This window comes from Bacillus sp. IBL03825 (assembly GCF_024712505.1).
GTDB lineage: Bacteria > Bacillota > Bacilli > Bacillales > Bacillaceae_G > Bacillus_A > Bacillus_A wiedmannii.
On the sequence record NZ_JAMXKE010000001.1, the window covers coordinates 30,001 to 49,465 of the forward strand.

Consider the following 19,465-nt stretch of genomic DNA (forward strand, 5'->3'; position numbering starts at 1 on the left):
CCGGCGAGTTACGATCCCGTGCGAGGTTAAGCTGAAGAGGCGGAGCCGCAGCGAAAGCGAGTCTGAATAGGGCGTTTAGTACGTGGTCGTAGACCCGAAACCAGGTGATCTACCCATGTCCAGGGTGAAGTTCAGGTAACACTGAATGGAGGCCCGAACCCACGCACGTTGAAAAGTGCGGGGATGAGGTGTGGGTAGCGGAGAAATTCCAATCGAACCTGGAGATAGCTGGTTCTCCCCGAAATAGCTTTAGGGCTAGCCTTAAGTGTAAGAGTCTTGGAGGTAGAGCACTGATTGAACTAGGGGTCCTCATCGGATTACCGAATTCAGTCAAACTCCGAATGCCAATGACTTATCCTTAGGAGTCAGACTGCGAGTGATAAGATCCGTAGTCAAGAGGGAAACAGCCCAGATCGCCAGCTAAGGTCCCAAAGTGTGTATTAAGTGGAAAAGGATGTGGAGTTGCTTAGACAACTAGGATGTTGGCTTAGAAGCAGCCACCATTTAAAGAGTGCGTAATAGCTCACTAGTCGAGTGACTCTGCGCCGAAAATGTACCGGGGCTAAATACACCACCGAAGCTGCGAATTGATACCAATGGTATCAGTGGTAGGGGAGCGTTCTAAGTGCAGTGAAGTCAGACCGGAAGGACTGGTGGAGCGCTTAGAAGTGAGAATGCCGGTATGAGTAGCGAAAGACGGGTGAGAATCCCGTCCACCGAATGCCTAAGGTTTCCTGAGGAAGGCTCGTCCGCTCAGGGTTAGTCAGGACCTAAGCCGAGGCCGACAGGCGTAGGCGATGGACAACAGGTTGATATTCCTGTACCACCTCTTTATCGTTTGAGCAATGGAGGGACGCAGAAGGATAGAAGAAGCGTGCGATTGGTTGTGCACGTCCAAGCAGTTAGGCTGATAAGTAGGCAAATCCGCTTATCGTGAAGGCTGAGCTGTGATGGGGAAGCTCCTTATGGAGCGAAGTCTTTGATTCCCCGCTGCCAAGAAAAGCTTCTAGCGAGATAAAAGGTGCCTGTACCGCAAACCGACACAGGTAGGCGAGGAGAGAATCCTAAGGTGTGCGAGAGAACTCTGGTTAAGGAACTCGGCAAAATGACCCCGTAACTTCGGGAGAAGGGGTGCTTTCTTAACGGAAAGCCGCAGTGAATAGGCCCAAGCGACTGTTTAGCAAAAACACAGGTCTCTGCGAAGCCGTAAGGCGAAGTATAGGGGCTGACACCTGCCCGGTGCTGGAAGGTTAAGGAGAGGGGTTAGCGTAAGCGAAGCTCTGAACTGAAGCCCCAGTAAACGGCGGCCGTAACTATAACGGTCCTAAGGTAGCGAAATTCCTTGTCGGGTAAGTTCCGACCCGCACGAAAGGTGTAACGATTTGGGCACTGTCTCAACCAGAGACTCGGTGAAATTATAGTACCTGTGAAGATGCAGGTTACCCGCGACAGGACGGAAAGACCCCGTGGAGCTTTACTGTAGCCTGATATTGAATTTTGGTACATTTTGTACAGGATAGGCGGGAGCCATTGAAACCGGAGCGCTAGCTTCGGTGGAGGCGCTGGTGGGATACCGCCCTGAATGTATTGAAATTCTAACCTACGGGTCTTATCGACCCGGGAGACAGTGTCAGGTGGGCAGTTTGACTGGGGCGGTCGCCTCCTAAAGTGTAACGGAGGCGCCCAAAGGTTCCCTCAGAATGGTTGGAAATCATTCGTAGAGTGCAAAGGCATAAGGGAGCTTGACTGCGAGACCTACAAGTCGAGCAGGGACGAAAGTCGGGCTTAGTGATCCGGTGGTTCCGCATGGAAGGGCCATCGCTCAACGGATAAAAGCTACCCCGGGGATAACAGGCTTATCTCCCCCAAGAGTCCACATCGACGGGGAGGTTTGGCACCTCGATGTCGGCTCATCGCATCCTGGGGCTGTAGTCGGTCCCAAGGGTTGGGCTGTTCGCCCATTAAAGCGGTACGCGAGCTGGGTTCAGAACGTCGTGAGACAGTTCGGTCCCTATCCGTCGTGGGCGTAGGAAATTTGAGAGGAGCTGTCCTTAGTACGAGAGGACCGGGATGGACGCACCGCTGGTGTACCAGTTGTTCTGCCAAGGGCATAGCTGGGTAGCTATGTGCGGAAGGGATAAGTGCTGAAAGCATCTAAGCATGAAGCCCCCCTCAAGATGAGATTTCCCATAGCGTAAGCTAGTAAGATCCCTGAAAGATGATCAGGTTGATAGGTTCGAGGTGGAAGCATGGTGACATGTGGAGCTGACGAATACTAATAGATCGAGGACTTAACCATATAATATGTAGCAAATGTTATCTAGTTTTGAAGGAATATGCCTTCATAGTTTGGTGATGATGGCAGAGAGGTCACACCCGTTCCCATACCGAACACGGAAGTTAAGCTCTCTAGCGCCGATGGTAGTTGGGACCTTGTCCCTGTGAGAGTAGGACGTCGCCAAGCAATTAAAAACACAAGTCTTTTGACTTGTGTTTTTTTCTGTTTTCAAACAGTACGAAAAAAGAAGTAATGGTAATACAAACACGTTGCCCAAGGGTTAATCATATTATATAAGAGATGGATGTATATTTTTCTGAAAATTGTTAAGGAATAGAAGTATAAAATATGTCCATTTGAATAGGGAGGGAAGGTTATGAAAGTACAAAATGAAGTTTGTATTGTTTGTGAGACAGAAAGAAAAGAAGGGATATATGTTTATAATAATTTAATATGTTATGAATGTGAAAAGGATATGGTGAATACGGAGACAAATGATCCGAAGTATATATATTATTTAAAGCAGCTTCGGAAATTAGAAGTATCATATTTTTAAATAGGCATATGCCTATTATTTTTTTTGTTCTGTATAATAGAGGGAGAATGAAATAATAAGGAAGAGATATAGATGAATCAAAATCGCATACCTTTATATGAGGCATTAACAGAGTTTAAAGAAAGAGGGCCGTTATCCTTTCATGTTCCAGGTCATAAAAATGGTTTAAACTTCCCTCAGGAAGCTGTAGGGGAGTTTAAAGATATACTATCTATCGATGTAACTGAGTTGTCAGGATTAGATGATTTACATAGTCCGTTTGAATGTATAGATGAGGCACAACAGTTATTAGCTGATGTATATGGAGTGAAAAAAAGTTATTTTTTAATTAATGGTTCAACAGTAGGGAATCTAGCAATGATTTTGTCTTGTTGTGGGGAACATGATATTGTTCTTGTACAAAGAAATTGTCATAAATCAATTATTAATGGTTTAAAATTAGCGGGCGCAAATCCAATTTTTTTAGATCCATGGATTGATGAAGCTTATAATGTACCAGTGGGAATTCATGATGAAATTATTAAGGAAGCAATTGAAAAATATCCAAATGCTAAAGCACTCATTTTAACGCATCCTAATTATTATGGAATGGGGATGGATCTAGAGGCAAGCATCGCTTATGCACATGCACATAAAATCCCCGTTTTAGTAGATGAAGCACATGGAGCCCATTTTTGTTTAGGAGGGGCATTTCCAAAGTCAGCATTAGCATATGGTGCAGATATTGTAGTTCATTCTGCACATAAAACATTACCTGCGATGACAATGGGATCCTATTTACATATAAATAGTCGCGTAGTGAAAGAAGAAAAAGTTTCTACCTATTTAAGTATGCTACAATCTAGTAGTCCATCGTATCCAATTATGACCTCTCTTGATATTGCACGTTTTACAATAGCACGTATAAAAGAAAAGGGACATGATGAAATTGTCGAGTTTTTACGGGGATTTAAAGACGAATTGTGTTCTATTCCACAAATAGCTATTTTACAGTATCCATTACAAGATGAGTTAAAGGTTACTGTACAGACACGTTGTCAGTTATCAGGATACGAATTACAGTCTGTATTTGAAAAGGTCGGTATATATACAGAAATGGCGGATCCATATAATGTCCTATTTATTTTGCCCTTGCAAGTAAATAAGGAATATATGAAGGCTATAGAGATGATCCGAGGGGCATTGCAATATTATGAGGTGAAAGACAAGAAGGAATCTATTCGTTATACTTATAAAGGAGAATTTTCTCCTTTACCGTATACATATAAACAACTGGAAGGATATGAAACAAAAGTAGTATCTGTAGAAGAAGCAGTTGGGATGATAGCGGCAGAAATGGTAATTCCGTACCCACCTGGAATTCCATTAATTATGTATGGGGAAAGAATTACTTCAGAACATAAAGAGCAAATTATGTATTTAGAGCAATCAGGCGCTCGTTTTCAAGGTAGCACGAAATATATGAAAGTGTATGATATAGAAAGTAGGTTTTAGAATGAAGGGATTATTTGTAACAATTGAAGGTCCAGAAGGTTCGGGTAAAACAACGTTAATTAAAAGTTTATTGCCGTACTTTGAACAAAAAGAACAAAAGGTAATGGCGACGAGAGAACCAGGTGGTATTGCAATTTCAGAGGATATTAGAACAATTTTACATAAACAAGAATATACGATGATGGAAGCACGTACAGAGGCGCTTCTGTATGCTGCTGCACGTAGACAACATTTGGTGGAAAAGGTTATGCCGGCACTTAACGAGGACTACCTTGTATTATGTGATCGTTTTATAGACAGCTCTTTAGCGTATCAAGGATATGCAAGAGGGTTAGGTATGGATAAAGTATTTGAAATAAATCGTTTCGCAACAGAGGACTGTATGCCTAGTTTAACGATTTACCTAGACATTGAACCAGAGATTGGTTTAGCTCGCATTGAAAAAGATGCAGGACGTGAAGTGAATCGATTAGATATGGAAGATATCTCTTTCCATAAACGTGTCCGTGAAGGGTATTTACAAGTTGTAGAACGTTTCTCAGATCGTATTGTATTGGTAAATGCTGATCAACCAATGGAAAAACTTATAGAAGAAGTTGTTCAGATTATAGAAGATAAATTGTTATAATAGAAGGAAAGAATGAAATAAGTGAGGTATGCATTATGACGAAGACGTGGGAGCAGCTTTCTGCTATACAACCCATCGGTGTAAAAATGTTGATGAATAGCATTGCAAAAGAGCGTATATCCCACGCTTACTTGTTAGAGGGAGGGAAAGGGACTGGAAAGTTTGCAACGGCAATTCAAATGGCAAAGAGTTTCCTATGTTCTGGGCGGAATGGGGTAGAGCCTTGTCATGTATGTACAAATTGTAAGCGAATTGATTCAGGTAACCACCCTAACTTACATATTGTAAAACCAGACGGATTATCTATTAAGAAGCAGCAAATTCATGATTTACAAGAAGAGTTTTCAAAAACAGGATTAGAAGCAAATAAAAAAGTATATATTATTGAGCACGCAGATCGTATGACAGCAAATGCAGCGAATACACTTTTAAAATTTTTAGAAGAACCAAGTAGTGATACAACAGCTATTTTACTTACTGAACAAAGTCATCAAATTTTAAATACGATTTTATCTCGCTGTCAAGTTGTTACATTTAGACCGTTACCTACGGAATCTTTAATTAGAAGATTACAGGATGAAGGTATTACGGCATCTTTATCGACACTTGCTGCGCAACTCACGAATAGTTTTGATGAAGCTTTAGCTTTATGTAGTGATGAATGGTTTGCACAAGCACGAGCTTTAGTGATAAAATTATGTGAAGCGCTCGAAAAGGATAAAGCCTCTATTTTTTTTGTACAAGAAAAATGGGGAAAACACTTTGGAGAGAAAGAACAATTACAGCAAGGTTTAGATATGTTGCTCCTTATTTATAAGGATTTATTATATGTTCAACTTGGAGAAGAAGATCGTCTTGTTTTTCATGAGCAGAAAGAGTTGTTTGAATCTTTCTCCTATGCTCAGAAGCGCATTGTATCAGCTCTCTTTAATATATTAGAGGCAAAAAATAGAATCAACGCTAATGTAAATGCGCAGCTTGTGTTCGAACAGTTAGTGTTGCGGTTGCAGGAGGGATGACCGTTTTGTATGATGTAGTAGGTGTTCGCTTTAAGAAGGCCGGAAAGGTGTATTACTTCGATCCGAATCAGTTCGATATCTCTGAAAATGAGTTTGTAATTGTAGAAACAGTAAGAGGTATTGAGTACGGAAAAGTAGTTATTACCAAAAAGCAAGTTGATGAAAACGACGTTGTATTACCGCTAAAAAAGGTTATTCGTATTGCAAATGAAAATGATCGTACCATTGTTGAAGAGAACAAACATGCTGCGAAAGAAGCATATCAAGTTTGTCAGCAAAAGGTAGTAGAGCATAATCTTGATATGAAACTTGTAGATGTAGAGTATACGTTCGATCGCAATAAGATTATTTTCTACTTTACTGCGGATGGTCGGATTGATTTCCGCGAACTAGTGAAAGACTTAGCGGCAATTTTTAGGACAAGAATTGAACTAAGACAAATTGGTGTTCGTGATGAAGCGAAGATGCTTGGTGGTATTGGTCCATGTGGTCGTATGCTTTGTTGTTCTACTTTTTTAGGAGATTTTGAACCTGTATCCATTAAGATGGCAAAGGATCAAAATTTATCATTAAATCCTGCAAAAATCTCTGGTTTATGTGGTCGCTTAATGTGTTGCTTAAAATATGAGAATGATGAATATGAGGCAGCAAAGGAACAACTTCCTGATTTAGATCAACGTATACAAACCCCGCATGGTACTGGCCGTGTTATCGGATTAAATATTTTAGAAAGATTAATTCAAGTGGAACTAGTAGACAAGGAACGGATAGTAGAATATACGTTAGATGAGTTAGTGAATAAAGGGGTCGTTTCGAGTCAAACCACAGATTAATGAGGTGGGTGCTTGTGGAGAAAAAAGATATTTTTGCATCGGTTTCTAGTATGGAAGAGCAAATTGGACATTTATACAAACAGTTGGGAGAATTAAAACAACATCTTGCAGAGTTGTTGGAAGAGAACCAACATATAAAAATGGAAAATGAAAATTTGCGACACCGCTTTGAAGAAGTGCAGATTAAAGAAAAACAAAAAACTCAAAAACGTAAAGAAGTGAAGCCGAAGACAACTGATATTGGCGAAGGCTACGATAATTTAGCAAGGCTATATCAAGAAGGTTTTCATATTTGTAATCTGCATTATGGAAGTGTACGTAAAGAGGGAGATTGTTTATTCTGCCTGTCATTTTTAAATAAAAAGTGAAATTACCTTTCCAATGATAATTGGAAAGGTAATTTTTTATACATGAGAGTAGAATGAAATATGTTTTTTATTAGTAGAAGATGAAATAGGGTAGGTTAAGTGTAAGAAAAGGAGTAACATATGAATTTATATGAAGATGAACGTTTAGATTACTTATTAGCGCAAGATATGAAGATTGTACAAAGCCCATCAGTATTCAATTTCTCGTTAGATGCTGTTTTACTTGCAGACTTTGCTTGGGTACCGATTCAAAAAGGTAATGTACTTGATTTGTGTACAGGTAACGCAGTTGTCCCCCTTTTATTAAGTACAAGAACAAAGGGAAACATTACAGGTGTAGAAATTCAAGAACGTTTATATGATATGGGAATCAGAAGCGTTCAATACAATAAGTTAGAAGAAAGAATTCACTTAATACATGGGGATTTGAAAGATATGCCGGAGAAACTTGGACGTCATCAATATGATGTAGTCACATGTAATCCCCCTTATTTTCAAACACCTGCAACTTCTGAGAAAAATATGAATGAACATTTAGCGATAGCTCGTCATGAAATTATGTGTACATTAGAGGATGTTGTATCTGCAAGTAGTCAATTAGTAAAGCAAGGTGGGAAAGTAGCATTTGTACATCGTCCAGGTCGTTTACTAGATATTGTTACATTAATGCGTAAATACAAAATTGAACCAAAGCGTGTACGATTTGTTTATCCTAAGGCAGGGAAAGAAGCGAATACATTGTTAATTGAAGGAATTAAGGATGGAAACGCAGATTTGAAAATATTGCCCCCTCTTTTTGTATATGAAGAAAATAATGAATATACAAAGGAGATTCGTTCAATTTTATATGGAGAAGAATAAGCATTGTTTTTATGTAGTAGAGTGCTCTGACGGAAGTTATTATGCTGGATATACAAATCATGTAGAGAAGCGGATTCAGACCCATAATAGTGGAAAAGGGGCTAGGTATACGCGTGCTAGACTTCCTGTTGTTTTAAAATACATAGAATTTCATGAAGATAAGCGTACAGCTATGCAAGCAGAGTATTATTTTAAGCAGTTAAATAGAAAACAAAAAGAAGAATATATGCAAAAAGGAGAACGCTATGTGGCAACAAAAAAGCTTTCAACAAAATGAAAAGGGAGTTTTATATTTAGTACCAACTCCTATTGGAAATTTAGAAGATATGACATTTCGTGCAATCCGAATTTTAAAAGAAGCTGATTTAATTGCTGCTGAAGATACGAGACAAACGAAAAAACTTTGTAATTATTTCGAAATTGAAACCCCTGTTATGAGTTACCATGAGCACAATAAGGAAGTAAGTGGGAAGAAAATATTAGGGAAGTTAGACGAAGGAAAGACTGTAGCACTTGTTAGTGATGCTGGTATGCCGTGTATTTCCGATCCAGGTTACGATATTGTTGTAGAGGCTGTAGCAGAACAGTATCATGTTATCCCGCTTCCTGGGGCAAATGCAGCCCTTACAGCATTAATTGCATCAGGTCTTGAAACAAAACAATTTTATTTCTATGGATTTTTACAAAGAAATAAAAAAGAAAGAAAAATGGAGTTAGAGAAGCTTCGTTATGTACAAACTACAATGATGTTTTATGAAGCGCCCCATCGTTTAGATGATACTTTAATCTCGATGCAAGAAGTGTTGGGAAATAGAGAAATTGTATTATGTCGAGAGTTAACGAAAAAATTCGAGGAATTTATTCGTGGAACAGTTGAGGAAGCAATTGAGTGGACGAAACAAAATGAAGTTCGTGGCGAGTTTTGTATTTTAGTAGCTGGTTCAACGGAAGAACCTGCCCCAGAAGAACAATGGTGGGAATCTATTTCGATATATGATCATATTGAACATTATATAAACGAAAAAGGTATGAATTCAAAAGAAGCAATAAAAACAGTCGCTAAAGATCGAGATTTGTCGAAACGCGATGTATATCAAATCTATCATGTCGATAAAAAATAAGCTTCTCATAATTGAGAAGCTTATTTTGCTGTTTCGATATAATCTTGAAGTTCGTTTAAGACTTGCTCAGCGCCTTCTTTGCTTAAGATAATTTTACCTTCAGCTAAAGATAGGTTACCATCAGATACTTCACCAGTTACTTGGCAAGTCATGTTTGGCTTATATTTTTTTAAGATGATTTTCTCGTCATCAACGTAGATTTCAAGAGCATCCTTTTCTGCAATACCTAAAGTACGGCGTAATTCGATTGGAATTACTACACGACCTAATTCATCAACTTTACGAACGATACCAGTAGATTTCATAATTCTTTTCCTCCTAAAGAAATAGTTTATAAGTTTCGAGTCTATTTTCTAGATTCGTCATTTTTCGACAAAATACCCTATGGACATATGATACCAATCATTTACATTTCCGTCAATTCTTTAATTCTATATTTTTTAAAAAGATTTATAGATTTCTTACTTCTTATATATAATAGAATGAGAGTAATTTCTACTATTATTTCACTTTATTTTCAGAAAAATTTATAGATTGTAAGTAAGGACTGTATATTTTCTTGAAATATGAGCAATAGATGATAAAGATACTAAGTATTAACTCGTTTTTATCAAGCATTAGCAAGCAGTAAGATTCTAAATTTAAAATTTGGCTGGAGCAAAGAAGTTAAGTTGGAGTCGGATTGGTGCGGGTTAATAATCCGCGGGAGTGAACAAAACCCCCACAGATTAAAGTTTCACTTTATATATAAGTTTTTGATATACTATTTATAAATACATATGAGGTTATCCGGGAGGTCCAAAACAATGACAGAGGAAAACAAATCCTTTTATATTACTACCCCAATTTATTATCCAAGTGGAAAATTACACATTGGACATGCTTATACAACAGTAGCAGGAGATGCGATGGCACGATATAAGCGTATGCAAGGATATAATGTTCATTATTTAACAGGAACTGATGAGCATGGACAGAAGATCCAAAAGAAAGCAGAAGAATTAAATGTTACACCACAAGCATATGTGGATAACATTGTTGCAGGAATCAAAGAGCTTTGGGAGAAGATGGATATCTCTTATGATGATTTTATTCGTACAACTGAAGATCGTCATAAAGATGTTGTTGAAAAAATCTTCAAGCAACTAGTAGATCAAGGTGATATTTATCTTGATGAATATGAAGGTTGGTATTCTGTACAAGATGAAACATTCTATACAGAACATCAATTAGTAGATCCAATTATGGAAGGTGAAAAAGTAGTTGGAGGAAAAAGCCCAGATAGTGGTCATGATGTAGAACTTGTTCGTGAAGAATCGTATTTCTTTAGAATGGGTAAATATGTCGAAAGACTATTAAAATTCTATGAAGATAATCCACATTTCATTCAGCCAGAGTCTCGTAAGAATGAGATGATTAATAACTTCATTAAACCGGGCTTAGAAGATTTAGCTGTTTCTCGTACTTCATTTGACTGGGGAGTTCGTGTTCCAGGTAACCCGAAACACGTTATTTACGTATGGGTTGACGCATTATCTAACTACATTACAGCATTAGGTTATGGAACAGAAAATGAAGAGATGTATAAGAAATTCTGGCCAGCTGATGTGCATTTAGTTGGAAAAGAAATCGTTCGTTTCCATACAATTTATTGGCCAATCATTTTAATGGCATTAGATTTACCTCTTCCGAAAAAAATCTTTGCTCATGGTTGGATTTTAATGAAGGATGGAAAGATGAGTAAGTCAAAAGGAAACGTAGTAGATCCAGTTACTTTAATCGATCGTTACGGATTAGATGCATTACGTTATTACTTACTTCGTGAAGTTCCATTCGGATCTGATGGTGTATTCACACCAGAAGGATTTGTGGAGCGCATTAATTTCGATTTAGCAAATGACTTAGGTAACTTATTAAATCGTACAGTAGCTATGATTGATAAGTACTTTAACGGAGAAATCCCTGCATTTAAAGCAGATGTAACGGAATTCGATGAAACGTTAGTAACGTTTGCAAAAGATACATTGAAAAAAGTAGAAGAGGCAATGGAGAATATGGAATTCTCTGTAGCGCTAAGCTCAATTTGGCAATTGGTTAGCCGTGCAAATAAATATATTGATGAAACACAACCGTGGGTATTAGCGAAAGATGAGAATGATCGTGAAAAATTAGCTTCTGTAATGGCTCACTTAGCAGAAGTACTTCGTCAAACAGGTATTATGCTTATGCCGTTCTTAACGGTAGCACCAAGTAAGATGTTTGCTCAACTTGGACTTACTGAAGAGGCACATAAATCTTGGGGAAGCCTATCTACAATTGGCTGTATTCCAGCTGGAACAAAAGTAGAAAAAGGAAACCCGATTTTCCCTCGTTTAGAAATGGAAGTAGAAGTAGGCTACATTAAAGAACAAATGAAAAGCTCTGCTCCTAAAGTAGAAGAGAAAAAAGAAGAAGAACCGAAAGCAGAAGAAATTACAATTGATGATTTCTTTAAAGTAGAATTACGCGTAGCTGAAGTACTATCAGCTGAACCTGTGAAAAAAGCAGATAAGTTGTTAAAAATTCAGCTGGATTTAGGTACAGAAAAGCGTCAAGTTGTTTCAGGAATTGCAAAATTCTATTCGCCGGAAGACCTAAAAGGTAAAAAGGTTATTTGTGTAACAAACTTAAAACCTGTAAAATTACGCGGTGAATTATCACAAGGTATGATTTTAGCGGGTGAAGAGAATGGCGTGTTGTCATTAGCATCAATCGACCAAAATCTACCAAACGGTACGAAAATCAAGTAATTAAGACAAGAAAAGAGATGTTTCACGTGTAACATGTGTGAAGCGTCTTTTTTCTTTTTACATTCTCTACTTTTGCATTAAAATTATAGTATTGTTATCGTTAAGTTAGTAAAGAGCTTATTTTTTAGAATAAACTGGATTTCAATATAAAAGGAGTTATGTATTATGTTGTTTGATACACATTCACATTTGAATGCAGAGCAATTTGAAGAAGATTTGCAAGAGGTTATTGTACGAATGAAAGAAGTGGGAGTTACCTATACAGTTGTTGTTGGTTTTGATGAAGTAACGATAAAAAAGGCGATTGAATTAGCTGAAACTTATGATTTTATTTACGCTGCGGTAGGATGGCATCCAGTTGATGCAATTGACATGACAGAAGAACATCTAGCTTGGTTAGAAGAACTTGCTTCTCATCCTAAAGTCGTTGCACTTGGAGAGATGGGATTAGATTATCATTGGGATAAGTCTCCAAAAGAAATACAGAAGGAAGTATTCCGTAAACAAATTGCATTAGCCAAAAAGGTGAAATTGCCGATTATTATACATAACCGCGATGCAACTCAAGATATTGTTGATATTCTAGAAGAAGAGAATGCAGCTGAAGTGGGAGGCATTATGCATTGTTTTAGTGGCAGCGTAGAAGTAGCAGAGCGATGTGTTGATATGAACTTTTTAATTTCGTTAGGCGGACCAGTTACATTTAAAAATGCTAAGAAACCGAAAGAAGTTGCTATGGAGATTCCATTAGAGAAATTGTTAATAGAGACGGATTGTCCATATTTAACACCACATCCATTTCGAGGAAAACGAAATGAACCAAGTTATGTAAAACTCGTAGCAGAAGAAATTGCGAATTTAAAAGGAATTTCTTATGAGGAAGTAGCAGAAATAACAACAAAAAATGCAAAAGCTTTATTTGGTGTTGAATAAAAAGGAGTGGGAGAACCCATTCTTTTTTATTTTTGTGAAAAAATAAGGGCGAATGAGGAAGTGTTACAATAAGAAGAGAGAACAAAGTTTTGGACATTCTATTTTTTAAAATGTAAGAATGGGGAAAATAATAATGGAAAAGTCGTCATTTTTTTGTTTTACTAAGTAGAGACGAAACGAGTGTGGAGGCAAGCATGAAAATTAAAGAGATTATCGTTGTAGAAGGTAAAGATGATACAGTTGCGATTAAGCGTGCTGTTGATGCGGATACAATTGAAACGAACGGTTCAGCAATCGGTGATCATGTTATTGAGCAAGTTAAATTAGCGCTGCAAAAACGGGGCGTTATTATTTTCACAGATCCGGATTATCCTGGAGAGCGTATTCGAAAAATTATTTCTGATAAGGTGCCTGGATGTAAACATGCCTTTTTACCGAAGGAAGAAGCACTTGCCAAAAGGAAAAAGGGTGTCGGGATTGAACATGCTTCTAATGAATCAATTCGCCGTGCTTTAGAGAATATACATGAAGAAATGGAAGCTTACACAAGTGAAATTAGTTGGAGCGATTTAGTCGATGCAGGCTTAGTGGGCGGAGAAATGGCAAAGAGTCGCAGAGAAAGAATGGGTAAGCTATTAAAGATTGGTTATACAAACGCAAAACAGTTACATAAACGTTTACAAATGTTTCAAGTTTCAAAAGAATCGTTTGCAGAAGCTTATAAGCAAGTCATACAGGAGGAAAGAAAATGAAGGATATCGCAACGCCAAATCGTACGAAAGACATTGTTGAAAAGTATGGATTTTCATTCAAAAAAAGTTTAGGACAAAATTTTTTAATTGATACGAACGTATTAAATCGTATTGTCGATCACGCTGAAATTGGTTCAGAAAGTGGTGCAATTGAAATTGGACCAGGTATCGGTGCGTTAACAGAACAATTAGCGAAGCGTGCTAAAAAAGTAGTGGCTTTTGAAATTGATCAGAGATTATTACCGATTTTAGATGAGACGTTAGCTCCATATAACAACGTTACAGTTATAAATAAAGACGTACTAAAGGCAGATGTACATGAGGTGTTTAGTGAGCAATTTGAGGAAGGGCAAGATGTAATGGTAGTAGCGAACTTACCGTACTATATTACAACGCCAATTTTATTTAAATTGCTGGAAGAGAAATTACCGGTTCGTGGATTTGTTGTTATGATGCAAAAAGAAGTTGGAGATCGTTTAGCTGCTAAACCTGGAACGAAAGAGTATGGTTCTTTATCCATTGCTATTCAGTATTATACAGAGGTAGAAACAGTTATGACTGTACCACGTACAGTGTTTGTGCCACAACCAAATGTTGATTCTGCGATTATTCGTCTCCTAAAGCGCCCGAAACCAGTTGTAGAAGTAACAGATGAGACATTCTTCTTTGAAGTAGTACGAGCAAGTTTTGCACAGCGTCGTAAAACTTTAATGAATAATTTATCAAATAATTTAAACGGTTTCCCGAAAGATAAAGAGTTGTTGGATCGAATTTTAACAGAAGTAGGAATTGATCCAAAACGAAGAGGCGAAACGCTATCTATCGAGGAGTTTGCAACATTAAGTAATGCATTAGTTCTTCATAAATTGTCATAAGAATAGAAAAGGGACAGTTCAACTTGAACTGTCCCTTTTGTCACCTTTCCGCTCCTACATTCATACTTTAAAAACAGGTAAGATGGCCTAACGAGTTTGGAGGTAGGAGAATGGCTTTACATGTTGGAGAATTAGTGGAACGATATTCTCATAATAGGGATATCCTTTTTCGTATTATAGAAATAAAAGGCGAGATAGCTATATTATTTGGAGAGGAAATTAGACTGGTGGCAGATGCACCACTTGAAGATTTAATTAGTATAGATCAACGAGAGCATAAAAAAAGAGCGAAGCGTGAGAAAGAAACTATGGAGCGTACGTATCGTTTGTTTCAACAAGATTATGTATTAATGAAACAAAGGCATGAACACACTTCAACGGGTGGATATACAAGTGAGGTGAATTATTTTCAAATGCCAGGACGTGTATTGCATATAGATGGGGACCCGTTATATTTGCGCAAGTGCTTAGACTTATATAATAAAATTGGTGTTCCTGTACAAGGTATTCATTGTAAAGAAACAGAGATGCATGAAAAGGTAGTAGATTTAATAGATCATTTTCGTCCGGACATTTTAGTTATTACGGGGCACGATGCATATACAAAATCAAAAGGGGTAAAGGGAGATTTAGCAGCATATAGACATTCAAGGCATTTTGTACAGGCTGTTCGAGAAGTGAGAAAAAAATATCCATCATTGGATCAACTCGTTATTTTTGCCGGGGCATGCCAATCACACTTTGAAGCATTAATTCGAGCGGGTGCTAATTTTGCTAGTTCACCATCTAGAATTAATATTCACGCACTAGATCCTGTATATGTGGTTGGTAAAATTAGTTTTACGTCGTTTATGGAAAGAGTAAATGTATGGGATGTTGTACGTAATACGATTACCGGCGAAAAGGGACTTGGCGGGATTGAGACGAAGGGGATTTTACGAACTGGATTACCCTTTCAACATTATGAAGAATAAGCAAGGTACATATGTATCTTGCTTTTTTGTATGGAAAGGATTTAAATCAGCTTGGATAAAAAGAGACAAGAACGCGCAGACTACATAATGATACTTTTACAATATAGTATTTCTTCTATCTATTTGAACGCATGATGCTTTTATAACGATATTGTCTGTGAGTTGCGGTTAATAATTGGGATAGATATATCGTGTTTTAAGTGTTCAATCTAAATTACAGCGAGGTGTAACGAAGTATATGTCAAAACGTTTAGATGAAATTAAAAGCGAATTAGATCACCATCTTGGACAGAGACTGATGTTAAAGGCAAATAGTGGGAGAAGAAAAACAGTAGAACAATCAGGTGTACTTGCAGAAACGTACCGTTCTGTTTTTGTTGTACAATTGGATCAGCAAGAAGATGCGTTGCAACGTGTATCATATAGCTATGCGGATGTTTTAACAGAGACAGTAGAGTTAACGTTTTATGGTGAACCTCATAATGAAGTGATTTTATAATTCATGTATCGTTACATATATTCCCACAAATGAAAAGCTATATTATTTTGCATACTAATTATACCGTAGCAAAATAAGGAGGGACTCTGCATTGAGTAGACGAAGAGGTGTCATGTCAAATCAATTTAAAGAAGAGCTTGCAAAAGAGCTAGGCTTTTATGATGTTGTTCAGAAAGAAGGCTGGGGCGGAATTCGTGCGAAAGATGCTGGTAACATGGTGAAACGTGCTATAGAAATTGCAGAACAGCAATTAATGAAACAAAACCAGTAGTTGTAAGATACTTTCTATGCTACGGTAGCCGAGGAGTGATTCCTCGGCTTTTTGTACTCGAAAAGGTGCCATCATTTTACATAAGTAGTTTCATTCTGAATGCTTTTCGTTATAATTAGGGAAGTGTCATCGTCTTACTATAAATTTATGGTAAAATAAACGATAAAAGATTGAGTACATAGAGTGGGTGAATAGATTGAAGCTACTAGTGAAAGCACCAGCAAAGATTAATCTGTCGTTAGATGTACTGGGAAAAAGACAAGACGGATATCATGAAGTGAAAATGATTATGACAACAATTGATTTAGCGGATCGTTTAGAACTAATGGAATTAGCAGAAGACCGTATTGAAATTTTATCCCATAATCGGTATGTCCCAGACGACCAAAGAAATTTAGCTTATCAAGCAGCGAAATTATTAAAAGAGAAGTTTAATGTGAAAAAAGGCGTATCTATTACTATTGAAAAAACGATTCCAGTAGCAGCTGGATTAGCAGGTGGAAGTAGTGATGCAGCAGCGACATTACGTGGCCTTAATAAATTATGGAATTTAGGGCTTACAATTGATCAGTTAGCAGAGCTTGGCGCAAAAATTGGATCAGATGTATCGTTTTGTGTATATGGTGGGACAGCAATTGCCACTGGAAGAGGAGAGCAAATTGAGCACATAAAAACTCCGCCTTCTTGTTGGGTTATTTTGGCGAAACCCCATATTGGTGTATCTACTGCTGATGTGTATGGAAATTTAAAGTTAAATCGAGTTACACATCCAAATGTAGATAAAATGGTTAACGTCATAAATGCTGGGGACTACAAAGGGATTTGTGATACTGTTGGTAATGTTTTAGAAGATGTAACGTTTGCGATGCATCCTGAAGTTGCACGTATTAAGGCACAGATGAAGCGATTTGGGGCGGATGCCGTATTAATGAGTGGAAGTGGCCCAACTGTATTTGGTCTTGTGCACCATGATTCGCGAATGCATCGTATATATAATGGATTAAAAGGATTTTGTGAACAAGTATACGCAGTACGTTTATTAGGAGAGCGAGAAACGCTTGAATAAAGACGTATAATACGTTATGATTTGTTTAGAATATTCGTGATTTGAGGTGAGAGTATGAAAATTAGACGAAGTACAAGATTAGTCGATATGACGTATTACTTGTTACAAAACCCTCGTCAGCTAGTTTCTCTCACTTTTTTTGCTGAAAGGTATCAATCAGCTAAGTCTTCCATTAGTGAAGATTTAGTTATTATTAAGCAAACGTTTGAACAACAAGGGGTCGGCACATTGCAAACGGTACCAGGAGCAGCAGGAGGAGTGAAATATATACCATATATAAGTGAGGAAGAGGCAGATCTAATTATTAGTGAGCTTTGTAGCTTATTTGAAAATCCAGGTCGTATTTTGCCTGGTGGTTACTTATATATGACAGATCTTTTAAGTAATCCTCGCCATATTAATGGCGCAGGTCGTTTGTTTGCTTCTGTTTTTGCTAGGCAACCAATTGATGCGGTTATGACGGTGGCAACGAAGGGGATTCCACTTGCTTATGCGGTGGCAAATTACTTAGATGTACCGGTAGTAATTGCAAGGAAAGATAATAAGGTAACAGAAGGTCCAACTGTTAGTATTAACTATGTATCAGGTTCTTCTAAGCGAATTCAAACAATGACGTTAGCAAAGCGTAGCCTTCCAGAGGGATCAAATGTTTTAATTATTGATGACTTCATGAAAGCTGGCGGGACAATTCAAGGTATGATGAGTATGTTAGAAGAGTTTAAGGCTAATGTTGTTGGTATTGGTGTATTAGTAGAATCCACGGATATTGAAGAACGACTAATTAATAATTTTGTATCATTAATTCGTCTATCAGAAGTTGATGTGAAAGAAAAAGCGATTCAAGTGGAAAAGGGAAATTATTCACTGGCACCATTTGATGAAGGGCTTGTAGAGGCTGAGTAAAAAGGTAAAGCAGATCGCTTTATCTTTTTTTTATTCTATTTATAAATTATAAAATAGATGGACAAACTGCTTTTCGTGCACTATTTTTAAAGAGTAAAAATAAATAATAAAAGGGTGAAAAAATATGAAAGTTGTTCAAACAAGCAATGCACCACAAGCAATTGGACCATATTCACAAGGGATTATTGTAAATAATATGTTTTACAGTTCAGGACAAATTCCGTTAACTGCAAGTGGAGAGCTTGTAGCAGGAGACGTGACAGTACAAACAGAGCAAGTATTTCAAAATTTACAAGCGGTATTAGAAGAAGCAGGTGCTTCATTTGATACAGTAGTAAAAACAACAGTATTCTTAAAAGATATGGATGATTTTAATGCTGTTAATGAAGTATACGGCTCTTATTTCTCTACTCATAAGCCAGCGCGTTCTTGTGTGCAAGTAGCAAAATTACCGAAAGATGTTTCGATTGAAATCGAAGTAATTGCCCTAGTTAAGTAATCTTTTGTAAGCGATAACCTCCACTAATCTCTATATTCAATTACATTAAAAATTTTTATCTTAAAAATTTTTAAAAAATTAAAGGGAAAATAGAAAATTTGTGGAATTTATACAAATATATCGCTTATTTAGAAAAGGGTGGTGAACACAAGATGGAAGTGACTGACGTAAGATTACGCCGCGTAAACACAGAAGGCCGCATGAGAGCAATTGCCTCTATTACTCTAGACCATGAATTTGTTGTTCATGATATTCGTGTAATTGATGGTAATAATGGATTATTTGTAGCAATGCCAAGTAAACGTACTCCAGATGGAGAATTCCGTGACATTGCACATCCAATTAATTCTAATACACGCTCTAAAATTCAAGATGCGGTTTTAACAGAGTATCATCGTTTAGGCGAGTTAGAAGAGGTTGAGTTTGAAGAAGCGGGTGCTTCGTAAAATTCGAATGAAAAGGGCTTTTTAAAGAAATCCCTATAATTTTGCAACAAACTCCTGTAAGCATTTACAGGGGTTTGTTTTTTTTGTGGTTTTATCTATTTTTCGCACGGAAAATTCTGAATTCTTCAAAGTGAAGAGGAAAACTTCTAATTTTTTCAAAATCATTTTAAATAGTATAGCTTATTTCTTAAAAAAGATACTAAAGAGTAAAACATCGTATAAGAATTATGGTAAAATTTAATAGTTAAAATGTGTTTCTTGAAATATATGATGATTTAGGATAATATCGTTAATGGATAA

The 19,465-nt window shown here is 37.3% G+C and carries 21 protein-coding genes and 2 rRNA genes (1 of these 23 cut by a window edge); 22 read left to right on the top strand and 1 reads right to left on the bottom strand.

Annotated elements, in window-relative coordinates:
* The 11 genes from NHG49_RS00160 to rsmI all read left to right on the top strand — a co-directional run.
* Nucleotides 1-2,299 (top strand): 23S ribosomal RNA (locus NHG49_RS00160) (it extends 623 nt beyond the left edge of the window).
* Between the two features lie 49 nt (nt 2,300-2,348).
* Nucleotides 2,349-2,464 (top strand): 5S ribosomal RNA (gene rrf / locus NHG49_RS00165).
* Nucleotides 2,465-2,654: 190 nt separating this feature from the next.
* Nucleotides 2,655-2,834 carry a sigma factor G inhibitor Gin gene (locus NHG49_RS00170; protein WP_064475144.1) on the top strand — a complete coding sequence of 60 codons (180 nt, stop codon included), beginning with the start codon at nt 2,655-2,657 and terminating at the stop codon, nt 2,832-2,834.
* Between the two features lie 72 nt (nt 2,835-2,906).
* Nucleotides 2,907-4,328, top strand: a complete 1,422-nt coding sequence (locus tag NHG49_RS00175; protein ID WP_064475145.1) for an aminotransferase class I/II-fold pyridoxal phosphate-dependent enzyme — start codon at nt 2,907-2,909, stop codon at nt 4,326-4,328.
* 1 nt (nt 4,329) lies between these two features.
* The gene (gene tmk, locus NHG49_RS00180) at nt 4,330-4,956 is read left to right on the top strand and encodes a dTMP kinase (protein WP_000677225.1); all 627 of its coding nucleotides are present in this window, start codon (nt 4,330-4,332) and stop codon (nt 4,954-4,956) included.
* Between the two features lie 35 nt (nt 4,957-4,991).
* Entirely contained in the window at nt 4,992-5,975 is a 984-nt protein-coding gene (gene holB / locus NHG49_RS00185) for a DNA polymerase III subunit delta' (protein ID WP_064475146.1), read from the top strand.
* A 5-nt stretch (nt 5,976-5,980) separates the two neighbouring features.
* Nucleotides 5,981-6,808 (top strand): PSP1 domain-containing protein, encoded by an 828-nt coding sequence (locus tag NHG49_RS00190; protein ID WP_000272429.1) that lies wholly within the window; start codon nt 5,981-5,983, stop codon nt 6,806-6,808.
* A 14-nt stretch (nt 6,809-6,822) separates the two neighbouring features.
* The gene (yabA, locus tag NHG49_RS00195; RefSeq protein WP_000412057.1) at nt 6,823-7,176 is read left to right on the top strand and encodes a DNA replication initiation control protein YabA; all 354 of its coding nucleotides are present in this window, start codon (nt 6,823-6,825) and stop codon (nt 7,174-7,176) included.
* Nucleotides 7,177-7,296: 120 nt separating this feature from the next.
* Complete coding sequence (locus NHG49_RS00200; RefSeq protein ID WP_060486369.1) at nt 7,297-8,037, top strand: tRNA1(Val) (adenine(37)-N6)-methyltransferase; 741 nt, start codon at nt 7,297-7,299, stop codon at nt 8,035-8,037.
* A complete protein-coding gene (locus NHG49_RS00205) occupies nt 8,024-8,314 on the top strand; it encodes a GIY-YIG nuclease family protein (protein WP_064475147.1) in 291 nt (96 codons plus the stop codon). Before NHG49_RS00200 ends, NHG49_RS00205 begins: the two co-directional genes overlap by 14 nt.
* Nucleotides 8,283-9,158: a 16S rRNA (cytidine(1402)-2'-O)-methyltransferase gene (gene rsmI / locus NHG49_RS00210; protein ID WP_064475148.1), complete on the top strand. Its 876-nt coding sequence runs from the start codon at nt 8,283-8,285 to the stop codon at nt 9,156-9,158. The genes NHG49_RS00205 and rsmI overlap by 32 nt, the downstream gene beginning before the upstream one ends.
* Nucleotides 9,159-9,178: 20 nt before the next feature.
* Here the strand turns inward: rsmI and NHG49_RS00215 are convergent, their stop codons facing one another.
* The gene (locus tag NHG49_RS00215) at nt 9,179-9,463 is read right to left on the bottom strand and encodes a transition state genes transcriptional regulator AbrB (protein WP_000843037.1); all 285 of its coding nucleotides are present in this window, start codon (nt 9,461-9,463) and stop codon (nt 9,179-9,181) included.
* A gap of 501 nt (nt 9,464-9,964) precedes the next feature.
* Between NHG49_RS00215 and metG the strand changes: the two genes are divergently transcribed.
* From metG to spoVG, 11 genes are all read left to right on the top strand, one after another.
* Nucleotides 9,965-11,947: a methionine--tRNA ligase gene (gene metG / locus NHG49_RS00220; protein ID WP_258125435.1), complete on the top strand. Its 1,983-nt coding sequence runs from the start codon at nt 9,965-9,967 to the stop codon at nt 11,945-11,947.
* 165 nt (nt 11,948-12,112) lie between these two features.
* Nucleotides 12,113-12,880 (top strand): TatD family hydrolase, encoded by a 768-nt coding sequence (locus NHG49_RS00225; RefSeq protein ID WP_064475150.1) that lies wholly within the window; start codon nt 12,113-12,115, stop codon nt 12,878-12,880.
* 194 nt (nt 12,881-13,074) lie between these two features.
* The gene (gene rnmV, locus NHG49_RS00230) at nt 13,075-13,632 is read left to right on the top strand and encodes a ribonuclease M5 (RefSeq protein ID WP_000692830.1); all 558 of its coding nucleotides are present in this window, start codon (nt 13,075-13,077) and stop codon (nt 13,630-13,632) included.
* Nucleotides 13,629-14,507, top strand: a complete 879-nt coding sequence (rsmA, locus tag NHG49_RS00235) for a 16S rRNA (adenine(1518)-N(6)/adenine(1519)-N(6))-dimethyltransferase RsmA (protein WP_064475151.1) — start codon at nt 13,629-13,631, stop codon at nt 14,505-14,507. Before rnmV ends, rsmA begins: the two co-directional genes overlap by 4 nt.
* A 110-nt stretch (nt 14,508-14,617) precedes the next feature.
* Complete coding sequence (yabG, locus tag NHG49_RS00240) at nt 14,618-15,481, top strand: sporulation peptidase YabG (protein WP_064475152.1); 864 nt, start codon at nt 14,618-14,620, stop codon at nt 15,479-15,481.
* Between the two features lie 238 nt (nt 15,482-15,719).
* Complete coding sequence (gene veg / locus NHG49_RS00245; RefSeq protein WP_000044349.1) at nt 15,720-15,980, top strand: biofilm formation stimulator Veg; 261 nt, start codon at nt 15,720-15,722, stop codon at nt 15,978-15,980.
* A gap of 91 nt (nt 15,981-16,071) precedes the next feature.
* A complete protein-coding gene (sspF, locus tag NHG49_RS00250) occupies nt 16,072-16,251 on the top strand; it encodes an acid-soluble spore protein SspF (RefSeq protein ID WP_001985066.1) in 180 nt (59 codons plus the stop codon).
* A 196-nt stretch (nt 16,252-16,447) separates the two neighbouring features.
* Nucleotides 16,448-17,317, top strand: coding sequence for a 4-(cytidine 5'-diphospho)-2-C-methyl-D-erythritol kinase (gene ispE, locus NHG49_RS00255; RefSeq protein WP_000772096.1), 870 nt, complete (start codon nt 16,448-16,450; stop codon nt 17,315-17,317).
* 54 nt (nt 17,318-17,371) lie between these two features.
* Complete coding sequence (purR, locus tag NHG49_RS00260) at nt 17,372-18,220, top strand: pur operon repressor (protein ID WP_064475153.1); 849 nt, start codon at nt 17,372-17,374, stop codon at nt 18,218-18,220.
* Nucleotides 18,221-18,344: 124 nt separating this feature from the next.
* Nucleotides 18,345-18,719: a RidA family protein gene (locus tag NHG49_RS00265; protein WP_000869826.1), complete on the top strand. Its 375-nt coding sequence runs from the start codon at nt 18,345-18,347 to the stop codon at nt 18,717-18,719.
* 152 nt (nt 18,720-18,871) lie between these two features.
* Nucleotides 18,872-19,165 carry a septation regulator SpoVG gene (spoVG, locus tag NHG49_RS00270; protein ID WP_000454042.1) on the top strand — a complete coding sequence of 98 codons (294 nt, stop codon included), beginning with the start codon at nt 18,872-18,874 and terminating at the stop codon, nt 19,163-19,165.
* The last annotated feature ends 300 nt before the right edge of the window (nt 19,166-19,465 follow it).

What these genes read in the sequence shown, in the direction of transcription:
- NHG49_RS00170 (WP_064475144.1), top strand. Translation starts at nt 2,655, where the DNA reads ATGAAAGTACAAAATGAAGTTTGTATTGTTTGTGAGACAGAAAGAAAA.
- NHG49_RS00175 (WP_064475145.1), top strand. Translation starts at nt 2,907, where the DNA reads ATGAATCAAAATCGCATACCTTTATATGAGGCATTAACAGAGTTTAAA.
- tmk (WP_000677225.1), top strand. Translation starts at nt 4,330, where the DNA reads ATGAAGGGATTATTTGTAACAATTGAAGGTCCAGAAGGTTCGGGTAAA.
- holB (WP_064475146.1), top strand. Translation starts at nt 4,992, where the DNA reads ATGACGAAGACGTGGGAGCAGCTTTCTGCTATACAACCCATCGGTGTA.
- NHG49_RS00200 (WP_060486369.1), top strand. Translation starts at nt 7,297, where the DNA reads ATGAATTTATATGAAGATGAACGTTTAGATTACTTATTAGCGCAAGAT.
- NHG49_RS00205 (WP_064475147.1), top strand. Translation starts at nt 8,024, where the DNA reads ATGGAGAAGAATAAGCATTGTTTTTATGTAGTAGAGTGCTCTGACGGA.
- rsmI (WP_064475148.1), top strand. Translation starts at nt 8,283, where the DNA reads ATGTGGCAACAAAAAAGCTTTCAACAAAATGAAAAGGGAGTTTTATAT.
- NHG49_RS00215 (WP_000843037.1), bottom strand. Translation starts at nt 9,463, where the DNA reads ATGAAATCTACTGGTATCGTTCGTAAAGTTGATGAATTAGGTCGTGTA.
- metG (WP_258125435.1), top strand. Translation starts at nt 9,965, where the DNA reads ATGACAGAGGAAAACAAATCCTTTTATATTACTACCCCAATTTATTAT.
- NHG49_RS00225 (WP_064475150.1), top strand. Translation starts at nt 12,113, where the DNA reads ATGTTGTTTGATACACATTCACATTTGAATGCAGAGCAATTTGAAGAA.
- rnmV (WP_000692830.1), top strand. Translation starts at nt 13,075, where the DNA reads ATGAAAATTAAAGAGATTATCGTTGTAGAAGGTAAAGATGATACAGTT.
- rsmA (WP_064475151.1), top strand. Translation starts at nt 13,629, where the DNA reads ATGAAGGATATCGCAACGCCAAATCGTACGAAAGACATTGTTGAAAAG.
- yabG (WP_064475152.1), top strand. Translation starts at nt 14,618, where the DNA reads ATGGCTTTACATGTTGGAGAATTAGTGGAACGATATTCTCATAATAGG.
- veg (WP_000044349.1), top strand. Translation starts at nt 15,720, where the DNA reads ATGTCAAAACGTTTAGATGAAATTAAAAGCGAATTAGATCACCATCTT.
- purR (WP_064475153.1), top strand. Translation starts at nt 17,372, where the DNA reads ATGAAAATTAGACGAAGTACAAGATTAGTCGATATGACGTATTACTTG.
- NHG49_RS00265 (WP_000869826.1), top strand. Translation starts at nt 18,345, where the DNA reads ATGAAAGTTGTTCAAACAAGCAATGCACCACAAGCAATTGGACCATAT.
- spoVG (WP_000454042.1), top strand. Translation starts at nt 18,872, where the DNA reads ATGGAAGTGACTGACGTAAGATTACGCCGCGTAAACACAGAAGGCCGC.